Source organism: Opitutia bacterium (genome assembly GCA_016217545.1).
GTDB lineage: Bacteria > Verrucomicrobiota > Verrucomicrobiia > Opitutales > Opitutaceae > Didemnitutus.
In genome coordinates this window covers 353,619-365,919 of the sequence record JACRHT010000012.1, presented here as the reverse complement: position 1 = coordinate 365,919, position 12,301 = coordinate 353,619, and the positions used below count along the sequence as shown (strand labels likewise).

At 67.7% G+C, this 12,301-nt stretch carries 8 protein-coding genes; 1 reads left to right on the top strand and 7 read right to left on the bottom strand.

Translation table 11 applies throughout. The features are described 5' to 3' along the window. The 7 genes from HZA32_08560 to HZA32_08530 all read right to left on the bottom strand — a co-directional run bounded on the left by HZA32_08560 (window position 1) and on the right by HZA32_08530 (window position 9,570). On the bottom strand, window positions 1–798 hold the full coding sequence (locus HZA32_08560; protein MBI5424127.1) for a cbb3-type cytochrome c oxidase subunit II: 798 nt from the start codon (window positions 796–798) through the stop codon (window positions 1–3). Continuing rightward, window positions 795–2,045 carry a hypothetical protein gene (locus tag HZA32_08555; protein ID MBI5424126.1) on the bottom strand — a complete coding sequence of 417 codons (1,251 nt, stop codon included), beginning with the start codon at window positions 2,043–2,045 and terminating at the stop codon, window positions 795–797. Before HZA32_08555 ends, HZA32_08560 begins: the two co-directional genes overlap by 4 nt. A gap of 23 nt (window positions 2,046–2,068) precedes the next feature. After that, window positions 2,069–3,001 carry a polyprenyl synthetase family protein gene (locus tag HZA32_08550; GenBank protein ID MBI5424125.1) on the bottom strand — a complete coding sequence of 311 codons (933 nt, stop codon included), beginning with the start codon at window positions 2,999–3,001 and terminating at the stop codon, window positions 2,069–2,071. Continuing rightward, window positions 2,998–3,549 (bottom strand): YceI family protein, encoded by a 552-nt coding sequence (locus tag HZA32_08545; protein ID MBI5424124.1) that lies wholly within the window; start codon window positions 3,547–3,549, stop codon window positions 2,998–3,000. The genes HZA32_08550 and HZA32_08545 overlap by 4 nt, the downstream gene beginning before the upstream one ends. Before the next feature lie 62 nt (window positions 3,550–3,611). Further along, window positions 3,612–5,687, bottom strand: a complete 2,076-nt coding sequence (locus HZA32_08540) for a response regulator (GenBank protein MBI5424123.1) — start codon at window positions 5,685–5,687, stop codon at window positions 3,612–3,614. Then, window positions 5,684–6,061, bottom strand: coding sequence for a response regulator (locus HZA32_08535; GenBank protein MBI5424122.1), 378 nt, complete (start codon window positions 6,059–6,061; stop codon window positions 5,684–5,686). Before HZA32_08535 ends, HZA32_08540 begins: the two co-directional genes overlap by 4 nt. Continuing rightward, window positions 6,058–9,570, bottom strand: a complete 3,513-nt coding sequence (locus HZA32_08530) for a GAF domain-containing protein (protein MBI5424121.1) — start codon at window positions 9,568–9,570, stop codon at window positions 6,058–6,060. Before HZA32_08530 ends, HZA32_08535 begins: the two co-directional genes overlap by 4 nt. 790 nt (window positions 9,571–10,360) lie before the next feature. On the opposite strand from HZA32_08530, the gene HZA32_08525 reads away from it, so the two are divergent. Further along, on the top strand, window positions 10,361–12,301 hold the full coding sequence (locus HZA32_08525; GenBank protein ID MBI5424120.1) for a hypothetical protein: 1,941 nt from the start codon (window positions 10,361–10,363) through the stop codon (window positions 12,299–12,301).

Below are 12,301 nucleotides of genomic sequence, written 5' to 3'. Positions count from 1 at the left end.
TCAGCGCCGGCTTTCCTGCCACGAACGCACGATGCGAGCGAGCCCGAGAATCTCCTCGTCGCGCAGATACTCGTGTCCCGCCATCGGCGAACCGGGCAGGCCGAACTTGATGATGCGGGCGAGCTCCCGTTCCACATCGGCGCCAGGCGCGAGATGCCGCCACGTGCCGGCGCTCCAATCCGGCGGACACACGCTGAGTCGCGCGGCGAGCGGACCGTTGCCGCGGCCCGTCTCGCCGTGGCAATGCGCGCACAGTTGCGCGAACAGCCCGGCCGCCTTCGTGCGATCGATCGCGTCCGTGCCCGTCGGCCGCCACGCGGCGCGTTGCGCCAGCCGTTCGGGAATCGTGTCCGCGCCGAGCGAAGCGAGGTAGGCGACCAGCGCTTCGCCGTCGGAGTCGCTGCCGCCGGCGAACAGGTGCGCGTAGGACGGCATGCGCGAGCCCGGCGAGATCGTGCGCGGAGCCTGCAGGTGCAGCCGGTTCCACTCGGCGGTGCGGCGATTGCCGACATTCGCGAGGTCGGGGCCCTGGCGGCGATTGCCGGGCAGCGGCGGACGCTGTTGCATGAGCTGTTCGAGCGGCGTCGCCGGTCCCCAGCGCTCGATGTCGAGCGGCGCGTGCGGCCGGACGTATTGCGAATGGCAATGGATGCAGCCCTCGCGAATGTAGACCTCGCGCCCGCGCGCGACCCAGTCATCAGCCGCCGCGTCGCGCGCGACCAGCAACGCCGCGCCGACGAGCGCGAAAGCGATGCGCCCGCGCCACGAGTGTGGTTTCAGGAGTCGTGCCGCGCTCATGGTTTCCCAGCGTCGCGCCACCACCGCACCGATGCGTCGAGCATCAGCAGTCCGCCGACGAGACGCAGAGACAAGAGCGCCTGGGTCCAGCCGGCGCTGCGGAACAGTTCGCCCGCGCGCTCCGTCTCGAACACGCCGAGCACGACCATCGCGGCCACGTAGACGCCGCACCCGACGTGCCAGCGCCAGAACGCGAGGCGATCCGCCGTTCGCCGCGTGAGCGTGGCGAGGATCATCCCGTTCACGCTGGTCACGACGCCCGCCATCGCGAGATGCGCGTGGCCGACGAGACCGTGCGTGAACTTCAGCGACTCGGAAACGCCGGGTAGGAACGTCACCCAGCCGCTCGCGATCAGCAGCGTCCACCAAGCGAGGGCCGCCCACATCCAGGCGCGCGCTTCCGTCGGCCACTCGAATCCGCGCCAATGGACGCCGAGCAACGGAATCCAAATTACCAGCAAGGCCAGCGCCGCGATGGGCACCGACGCGTGGTGCGAGACGTGGCCGTGATCGATGATCGCGAACACGAGCCAGCTCGCACCGAGCGCAAACATGATTGCCGTGCGCCGGGCCGGCGAACCGCGCGGGACGACGCGGAGCAAGTGCGGCAGCAGCAGAAAAATCGTCACGATACCCAGCGTCGATCCGAGCAACGCCGCGCCGGTCGCGCCGCCGCTGTCGGGATTCACGGCCGGATAGACTTCGCGCCCCATCGACCAATGCAGCACCACGGGAACCGGCAGCAGCGCCGCCAAGACGATCACCCGGAGCGCCCGGCCGGCGGGCGGGAAAGTTTTCCACGCGCCGGCCGTCAGTCGCGCCAGCGCGCCCCACAGCACGAGCATGGCGGCCGGCAGGAGCGGTCGGGCGTTGCCCGCCCAGTCGAGAAACAGTTTGCCGCTCACGCCGCCGGCGAGCCACGTCAGTCCGCCCAGAACGAGAACCAGTGACCAACTGGTGAGGGCAACGCGCGCGGACGTCAGCGTGCGCGCATCGGCGGGCGCGGCGCACCACGCCAGCAACGCGCCGACGATCGGCAGCGAACACCAGCCGTAGAGCTGCCAGTCGAGGTGCAACGGCACCCAGCGCCCGTAGGTCAGCGGGGCCAGCGCGTCACCAGCGGCGGGCCAGAGCAAGGAGAGCGCCAGCCAGGCGCCGACGAGATTGGCCGCCACGAGCCATGCGTAGCTGTGTCGTGCGACCAGGCGCGCGAGGTCGGGCGAGGAGACTTCGTCGGGGCGGTTCATCGCACCCGTGTGCGAGCCGTCGATCAAGCGGCGCGATAGTCGAGGTCCACGCCGCAGCGGTGCCGCTGCAGGAGTGCCGCGTTCAGTTCTCTCAAATGGCTCCAACGCGCCGGACCGAGCTTCTCCAGCGTGTGCCACGACTGCTCCGCCTGATGGCCCAGCCGCACCAGGCGCGCGGCAGCCCGTTCGGCGCCGAGCGCGAGGCCGAGGTTTGGGCGCGCGAGTTGACGGTCGCGGCCGCGGGTCTTTTCCGGTGCGGCGCGCTCGACGGACAGGTCGGCGAGATCGTCGGCGATCTGATAGGCCTGTCCCCAATACACGCACAGCGCATTCAGCGCGCGGCGCTCGCGGCGATTGGGCCGCGCCAGTTCGGCCGGCAGCAACACCGCGAGCGCGAACAGCGCGCCGGTTTTCCGCGCGGCAATTCGGCTGACCATCGCGGCGGAGCGCGTCGAGCCGGCGAAAGCCAGATCCAGTGCTTGCCCGCCGACGAGACCGCTCACGCCGAGCGCGCGGTCGAGCAGCGCGTTTGCGCGCCGGCGCACCGCGGCGGGCTCGGCGGCCAGCGCGGTGTGCGCGAGCGCGTAGGCGCGGTTGATCAGCGCGAGCGCGGCAAGGATGGCGGTGGCTTCGCCGTGGAGACGATGCACGCAGGTGCGGCCGCGGCGGACCGTCGCGTCGTCCATGCAGGGAAGGTCGTCGAGCAGCAGCGAAGCGGTGTGAAAATACTCGATCGCGACGGCGAGCTGCGCCGCGCGCCGGAGCGGCCAGCCGTGGTGGCGCGCCGCCACGAGCACCGCGCATCCGCGCACGAGTTTGCCCGGATGATCCGCGCCCTGCCGCAACGCTTCGCGGAGCCCGCGTTCGTCGCCCGCCGAGGTCGGGAGATGACGATGCAGCGCCGCCCGCAGGGCGCGCTCCGCACCGGACGAGAACGCGGCGTTCCGGCGCGTCATGCGAGTTTGCCCTGGAAGTGGAAGCGCACCCGGACGATGGGATCGACTTTGAGCAGGCCCATCATGCGGATGATCGGCAGGCCGAATTCGCGCGTGTCGATCGGCGCTTCGCCATCGATGGCGTAGGTGGCGCCCGCGTGCGCGACGGTGACGGGAAAGCTCAGCTCGCGCGTCACGCCGTGAAACGTGAGTTTGCCGCTGGCGCGCGACGAACCGTCGGACGCCGTGGTGAGCGCGGTGAGTTCGAAGCGGGCGTCGGGAAACTGGTCGGTGTGCTGCCATTCGTGCATCGCGGTGTCGCGTTTCGGTTTTCCCGTGAGCACATCGCGAAAGTGAAACGCCAGTCGTGCGGAAACGATGCGTCCGCTGTCGTCGGCGGCCCCCGTGAGATCGTAGGCGGCGAGTTTGCCGGTGAACGAGTCGACGGTGGCCTTGACGGTGACATCGACGGTGGACTGGGCGGGGTCGAATTGGACGACGTGGTCGGCGGCGGTCAGTCCGCTCGCACCGAGGGCGACGGCGAGGAGGAGAAGAAAACGCGATTTCATCCCGGGAAACCTAGCCGGATGAAATGAACGTCGTTTGAACGCGAAATGAATTCCCGTTCATCCTACGGCGCGGCCTGCAGCGCGCGGGCCAGCGCGACGCTGAGCGATTGCGGCGAGCACGGCTTCATGAGCAGCTCGAAATCCTTGTCGGGCTGCTCCTCGTCGAATTCCTCGAATGACAGGTAGCCGGTCATGAGCACGACCGGCAGGCGCGGGCGTTGCTGGCGCACTTTGCGCGCGAGCGAGATGCCGCTCATGCCGCCCATCGAGAGATCCGTCAGCAGCGCGGCAAAGGTCCCGGGGGCGGTGGAGAATTTCAGCAGCGCCGCCTCGGCGGACGGGCACACCACGGGATGGTAGCCGATTTTCACGAGCACGGCCTCGACGAGGTCGCGGACCTGCCGATCGTCTTCCGCGACGAGGATCGTCTGCCCCGCGCCGAGCAGCAACGCGCCCGCGGGCGCGGGTTTGAGTTCCTTCGCGTCGCAATCCGCGGCCGGCAAGTAGAGGAGGAACTCCGCGCCCGCGCCCGGCGAGCTGCGCACTTCGACGTGACCGCCGTAGCTCGTGACGATGCCGTGCACGACCGCGAGGCCGAGGCCGGTGCCCTGGCCGGCGGGCTTGGTGGTGAAAAACGGTTCGAAGATCCGGCGCTGCAGGCGCGGTTCGATGCCCGGCCCCGTGTCGCCGACCGACAGGATCGCGTAGCAACCGGGCCGGACCTCCACCGCGGAATCCTCCGCCACCGTCGCGCGCCGCGCGGTCACGCGGATTTGCCCCTGGCCCTTCATCGCGTGGTTGGCGTTCGTGACGAGGTTCATCAGCACCTGGTGCATCTGCGTGGCGTCGACGCGCACGTCGGGGACGTCGGGCGCGAGATCGACGGAGAGCTGGATGCCGGCGGGAAGCGTGGGACCGGCGAGCTTCAGCGCGTCGGTGACGATGTCGGTGACCGCGAAGACCTGTCGGATCGGTTCCTGCCGACGCGAGAAGGCGAGGATCTGGCGCACGAGATCCGTGGCGCGCTCACTCGCTTTCAGCACGGCGGCGAGCGCCGGCTGGGCCTGCTGCGGCTGGTCGAGCTGCGAGAGGGCGAGGGACGTCTGGCCGATGATCGCGGTCAGGATGTTGTTGAAGTCGTGCGCCACGCCGCCGGCGAGGACGCCGAGCGACTCCATTTTCTGGAGTTCGAACAGCTGCGACTGGAGGGCGCGCCCGTGCGCCTCGGCCTGATGCCGCTCGGTGACGTCGCGGAACGTCCACACGCGTCCCGGGCCGGCGTCGTCGCCGGCGAGCGGACGGGAGAGCCGTTCGAAGACGCGGCCGTCGGCGAGCCAGATCGTTTCCGGGCCCGCGGAATCGCCGCCGCTGGCGCGTTCGCGCCAGGCCAGCGCGCAGGCGCCCGGGTCGGCGGCTTGCGCGCACAAGCTCGCCACGAGCGAGGAGAACGACGTGGTCGGCAGCTCCGTGGCGGGCAATCCCCACAGTTCGGCGAAGCTCCGGTTCCACGCGACGATGCGACCGCGGGCGTCGACGGCGAGGATGCCGTCCGCCGTGCTTTCGAGCGTGGCGTGCTGCAATGCGGACGCGGCGCGGGCGCTGCGCTCGGCGGCGCGGCGGCGGCCGACTTCCTCGCTGAGCGCGAGGTTGGTGCGGAGCAGCTCGGCGTTGGCGCGCTCGAGCTCGTGCATCTTGCTCTCGAGTTTCTGCACGAGGCGGGCGTTGTATTGCGCGAGATAGTCGGCGGGATCGGCCGGGGGCGGCGGGGTGGTGGCGGGCGCGGCGAGGTTGTTCAACGCCGCGAGGATCGCCTCGGGTTCGGCGGGCTTGATGAGGTAGGCGGCGGCGCCGAGTTGCAGGCCGAACTCGATGTCGGCCGGCCCGGTGTAGGTCGCGGTGTAGAAAAGGAACGGCACGGCGCGCAGCGCGGTGTCGGACTTCACTTCGCGGCAGAACTGGAAGCCATCCATCACCGGCATGAGGATGTCGGAGACGACGACGTCGAAGCCCTCCGCGCGCAGGCGTTCGAGTCCATCGCGTCCGTTCGCGACGGATACGCAGCGATGCCCCGATGCCGTGAGCAGTTGCTCGAGCATGTAGCGGTTCTGGGCCAGGTCGTCGGCGATGAGGATTTTCATGCGGGGGAGGGCAGGTGAGTCGCGACGCGCGCCGCGAAGGTGAGCGGGTCGAAAGGTTTCTCGATGTAATCGCGGAAGCCGATCGCGAGGGCCTTCTCGCGGTCGCCGGCCATGGCGTAGGCAGTCACGGCGACGAGCGGCAGGCGGGCGGTCTCCGGATCGGCGAGCAGTTCGCGCGCGGTCTCGTAGCCATCCATGATCGGCATCTGCAGATCCATGAGCACGACGGCGGGCGGCGGACCGGCGCGCACGCGCGCGAGGCACTCGACGCCGTTGCGGGCGAGGTCGACGAGGAAGCCGTGTTGCTCCAGCAGGAACGTCGCGAGGTAGACGTTCGCGGGGTTGTCTTCGACGAGGAGCACGCGGGGTTTCACGACCATGGGGGAATGCTGTTGTCGGTGCGGCCGGCGAAGGGCGCCACCAGCGGGAGCCGCACCCAGAACGAGGAGCCGCGGCCGACTTCGCTCTCCACGCCGATTTCGCCGCCGAGCAGGTGCGCGAGTTTGCGGCAGAGGTAGAGGCCGAGGCCGGTGCCCTCGTGGTGGCGGCGCGCGGAGCCGTCGAGCTGGCTGAACGCCCGGAACAACCGCGCCTGCGCCTCGGCGTCGATGCCGGGGCCGGTGTCGGTCACGCGCAGCAGCGCGTTGTCGCCGGCGCGCTCGATCTCGATCACGACGCTGCCGCGATCGGTGAACTTCACCGCGTTGTTGGCGAGGTTCATCACGATCTGGAGGAAACGCTTCCGGTCGCTGCGCAGCACGAGCCCGGGCGCGCGATCGTCGACGCGGCACTCGAGCGCCTTCAGCCGCACCATGGGCGCGAGCGATTCGACGCATTCGCGCAGGACGGCGCCGGCGGCGAACTCCTTCGCCTCGAGCTGGAGCCGGCCCGCCTCGATGCGCGAGAGGTCGAGCAGGTCGTTGATGAGCGAGAGGAGGTGGCGCGCGGAACCGTAGACGAGCGCGAGCTGTTTGCGCTGCTCGTCGTTCACGGGGCCGGCCATGCCTTCCTTCAGGATGCCGGTGAAGCCGATGATGGAGTTCAGCGGCGTGCGCAGCTCGTGGCTCATGGTGGCGAGGAACTCCGATTTGAGGCGGTCGAGCTCCTTGAGCTTGTCGTTGGCTGCGGCCAGTTCGGCGGTGCGGGCGGCGACCCGCGCCTCGAGGCTGGCGTTGAGCTGGCGAATCTGTTCCTCCGCGCGGACGCGATCGGTGACGTCCTCGACCAGCGAGGTGACGCCCATGACCTCGCCGTCGACGTCGCGCAGCAGCGTGTTGTGCCAGTCGCAGATCACGGTCTCGCCGTCGGCGCGGCGGTTTTCGAAACGGGTCACGAAGTAGGCGCGGCCGGCGAGCAATTCGCGCCACGCGCCGCTGAGTCGCGCGCGGTCCTGTTCCGAAACCATCCAGAAACCGTCCAAGCCGAGGACTTCGGCGCGCGTGCGGCCGAACATGCGTTCGGCGGCTGGGTTCCAGCCGATGATGCGCAGCTGGCGATTCCAGTCGATGGCGGCCAGCGGCGTGCCGTCGATGAGCAGCTGGAGGCGGCGCCGGGAGCGCTCCATCTCGTCCTCGGCGAGCTGCCGCGCGGAAGCCTCGAGCGCCAGCGCGGCGAGGTCGGCGATCGCCGAGGCAAAGATTTCCTCCTCCGGCTCCCACACGCGCGTGGCGGTCGCGTGTTCGAAGCACACCACGCCCACCAGCTCGCCGCGCGAGAAAATGCCCGCGTCGAGCAGCGCCGCCACGCCGCGCGGCTGCAGCCGGCTGGCGACGAGCTCCGCCGTGCGCGGGTCGCGCAGCGCATCCGCCGCCGCCACGCGCCGCCCGGTGGCGAGCGCGGACCAGTAGCCGGCGATCTGCGCGAGTTCGATCTGCGCGCCCTGCGAGTGTCCGCCGCGCACGATGTCGTGCTCGTTCATCAGCCAGAGCCGGTTCTCGCCCGGACGCACGAGCCACACGCTGGCCCGCACCACATCCAGCGCCTCGGTGCTGACGAGGCACAATTCGCGGAACGCGCCGTCGAGTTGCCCGCCGCGCAGCTCCGGGCAGAAGGCGGCGCGGGAGAGCGCGCGGTGCTGGCGCGCGAGACGCTGCGCGCGCGCGGCCTCGCTCGCCTCGATCGCGCGCCGGCCGGAACGCTCCAATTCGAGCGCGACCAGATCGGCCGCGCCCAGCACCAGGACCTCATCCTCGTTGCTCCACTGCCGCCCGGGATGCAGGTGGTGGAACGAGAACACGCCCACGATCTCGCCCTGCACGCGAATCGCGGAATCGAACAGCGCCACGTGCGGCAGGTGCTTGAGCCATTCGCGATGCAGCCGCGCGGTGCGCACGTCGCACGCGGCGTCGTTGGTCGCGACCCGTCCATCGCGCTGGAGCGCGAGCCAGTATTCCGGATGCGCCTCGATATCGACGACGATGTTGTCGATGAACTTCTGCGCGTCGGAATCCCACATGGCGAGGAGCCGCAGGTCGCGGCTGCCGGGCTCGCGAAACCAGATCGCGGTGCGCGAGATGTCGAGCGCCTCGGCGCAGGCGCGCACGCTCTCGCGCCAGACCTCGGTGTGGTCGCGGCCCGCGATCGCCTGCGCGATTTGCCGGAGGGCGCGGTTGGCGCGGCGGAGGCGCGCGGCGTTCTCCTCGGCGGTCTCGCGCGCGGCGGCCAGCTCCGTCTGGCGCGTGCGCACGCGGGCGGCGAGATCGTTGAAGGCGCGGGCGAGCCGCACGATTTCCTCGGGGCCTTGCTCGCTCGCGGGACGATCGCGCGCGAGGCTGGGTTCGAGGCTCGCCACTTCGCCGGTCAGCCGCGCGAGCGGGGAGGCGAGCGAGCGGGTGACGAGGCGCACGCCGAAAACGGCTGCGACGGCGAGCAGCCCGAGCGTGATCCAGGAGAGCCTCAGCTGAAATTCCAGATCCGCGACGACTGCGGCGCGCGGCATCACGACCGCGACGAACCACGGCGGCGCGTTGTCGCCGCGCACCCGGTCGACGTCCGCGACGTAGTCTTCGCCTTTCAGCTGGAAGTGGAGCAGGCCCTCGGGCGGGCGCTGCGCGGCTCCGGCGCGACGGAGCCACTCGGCGACGATGGGCACGGCGGGTTCGCGTTGGAAATCCTCGGCGCGGAGGTCGACGCGGGAGACGAAGTCGGAGTGCGCGACTGCGCGGAAGGTGCCGTCGCGCCGGTTTTCGATGACGAAGATGCGGCCGGGCAACTCGCGTTGCAGCTCCTGCATGAAGACCGACAGCGAGTGCGTGTCGAAGTCCACGTCGGTCACGCCGACGAGGCGGCCGCTCGCGTCGCGCCACGGCGCGGCCAGCGTCGCGCCCAGTGTGGCGGGCTGGTTGTCGTTATCGCGGAAAACGTAGCTGTCCGTCCACACCGGCCGGCCGGCGGCGACGGCCTCGGTGTAGAAGGGGCGGGTCCGCGGGTCGTAGCCGTTCCACGACAGCGCGCGCTGGAAGTGCATGCGGCCGGCGGCGTCGGGTTCGTAGACGTGGATCTCGCGGTGGCCGTCGGCGCGGACGAGGTAGTGCCGGAGCGTGGCGCCGCCGGAGCGGCGCTCGAGCATCGCGTATTCGCCGTTCTCGGCGCGGGCGATGCCGACGTAGGCCAGCGTGGGCCGCGCGACGAAGGTCGGCGCGAGCAGATTGAGCACTTCCGGGAGCGGTGTCTGGCCGTCGTTGGCTTGGAGCGTCCGCGTCAGCACCTCGTGTTGCGAGACCGCGACGCTGGTGATGCCGGTGAGTCGCGCCGAGGCGCGCGCGAGCGATTGGCGCGCGATGGTGGAAACATGGGCTTCCTCGGCGCGCCGTCCGAAGTAGTAGGTGACAAGACCGGCGGCTGCGAAACTCGCCATCAGCAACAGCTGCACGGCGAAGGTCATCCGGGAACGGAAGCCGTGCCCAAGGAGCCGGGGTATTATCTGCATTCTACAGGGGGCCGCGTCCGACCATGAGGCACAATTCCCCCGGATGAAACATCGATTTCGCCTCGATTGCGCCGGGCTGGCAGGCCACCAAAAGCGGCGAAAGGCCGCCGTGCCGTGTCCCGCCGCACGTGTCGTTTTGAAGGATTGAGCGGTCGAGTGAGGAGCGATATCGCGGCTGACAGAAATTCGTCTCCCGGGCGCCGGCATTCCGTGCCGCCCGTCCTGAGACCAATTCTCTTACTATAATGGAGATTGGGTAGCAGGTCGCCGCTGTGAGCAATTCGCGCAGCAAGCGTCGGAGAGCCGGGATCAACCCTGAGACTAAAGCGGAGAGCCACTCGGCAACAGATCTACAATATAGTCAGCGGAAAGAGGGAAATAGTTTTCCGCCACAGGCGGCTTACGGAGGCGACGGTCAATCAAGATACTTTTTCTCCTGGGTTTGACCTGAGCGGCTATCAGTGGATGTTGAACGTTTCGCCCCTCAGAGGCAGGGGAGCGAGTGCTCACTTGAGCTCATAGAGCGGCGATAGGTAAACAGCCTCAGCAACGAGCGGTTGACTTGAAAGAGATGCTCTTCGAAACATGTGTCTTGAGAAGTTCATCGCTCCACCCGGTGAGTTGATCTCAACTTCAAATAATCCGAGGAATGCAGTATGGGCCCTGCGATCCTGCGGCAAATCGTGCGGGACGTTCGTGGCTCATCGGTTACGCCGGCCTGCGCGATTGATACACTCCTTTCGCCATGAAATTCCCCAGTTCTCTCCGTCGCGGCGCGCATACCTGCGCCCTCTTCGCAGCGCTTTCGCCCTGCCTTTTGATCGCGGATCAGACGATCGCAGGAAACCTCACCGTGACGGGCTCGGCCTCGGTTGCCGCAGATGCGAGCGTCGGAGGCAATCTCGACGTCGAGGGCAACACCCTCACGCTCGGCAACAACGCCGGCAACTACGGCGTGGGGACATTTTATCTCCCGTCCGGCTCGGATGGCGCTGGCTGGAGGTTGACCCGCTTGTCGGCGTGGCTCTGGGAGGTCGATAATGCCGGCACGGTCGCGCCGGCGATGCGGCTTGATGCCTCAAACAATCTCACGCTTTACAGCGGCAGCACGGCCGCGCTCACGCTGAATCCGTCGGCACAATCGCTCAGTCTCGGCAGCGCCACTTTGACTGCAAACGGCACCGGACTAGCGACGAATGGCGCTGTGGCCGTCGGCGGCGCGCTCACGGCGACGAACTACACAGTAAGTAGTGGCGCGGTCTTTGGTGGTAGCACCGGGCTGACCCTCAACGCCGGCGGCACCGATCAGAACATCACGCTAAGCCCCAGCGGCAGCGGCAACGTCATCATCAACGGCAACCTTGGTGTGGGCACGGCAACGCCGGGAGCGAAGGTCGATGTCGCGGGTAACGTCCGTATATCGAGCACCTCGAGCGCGATGCTTGGCGTCGGCACACCAGGCGCCAGCGACAACGGAGCTTTCGATTTCTTTGCATCTCCAACTGTCGCAGCAACAAGTTCCTTTCCCAGTATTTTCGCGCAGTTTCAAATTCGCGCGTATTCCAGTGTGCGAAACACTACAAAGCCACATGTCGCGGGGCTGGTTGTCGCAAACGAAGTGACTTCCGGAGGAGCGCGCAGTGGCTTGGTGGTGGATGTCGGCACTCCTGCTAGCTATTCGTCGCCCGCTGGCACCCTGCGCGGTGTTTACTCTATTTCAACACACGCGGGCAGTGGCCCGGTGGGCTCAGTCATGGGACAAATTTCGACGGCCGCAAATTACTCGCCCAGCGGCGTTGCGACCAACCTGTGGGGCTCTCGTTCCATGGCGTTCAACGGAAACAGCGATCTCGCTACATCGGTCACGACCAATATGGCGGCAGCAGTTTTGGGCTTACAGAATGCAGGCAGTTCGTCCGTCGTCTCGACCGCGAAGGGGGTGGACGTTGAGAATGTCTACAACTCAGGCACGATCACGGACACCTACGGCGTTTACGTTGGCGACGTCACATCTGGCACGCAGACGAACAAGCCCTTCTCCTTCTACGCCTCCGATCCCGATGCCGACAATTACTTCGCCGGCAATGTCGGCATCGGCACGGCGCTTCCGTCGGTCAAATTGGACGTCGTCGGTAACGTTCGGTTCAGCGGTAGCATCAACGGAATGAACCTCTTTCGCGACGACAAATGGAATCAAGCGGTGGGATTGTGGGCATTGTCCCATAATACTACCGGCAGTGCGAATCTTGCCATTGGCAACGCAGCCATGGAGCAGAACACAGTCGGTGAATTGAACACGGCCGTAGGAGCCTCAAATTTGTCAGGATCGTCGACACTCGGCTCGAACATTAACGGCAACGCGAACGTAGCTTTCGGGCACCAAGCTTTAAATGCCAACACCAGTGGCTCCAATAACTCGGCAGTTGGCACTTACGCCGGGTCGCAGATCACGACTGGCAGCTTCAATATCGCAGTTGGATACAACGCGCAGCTACCATCGCCGACCGCAGACAATCAACTGTCGATTGGAAACTGGATCTACGGTGTCGACGGTAAGATTGGCATCGGCACGCCTGCACCGGCAGCCAAATTGCATGTCACCGGAGCGACTCGCTTCGATGGGCCGGTGCGCATCGCTCCCCAGGGAGATTTATCCATGGGGGAGTTTACGTCTGAACCACAATAG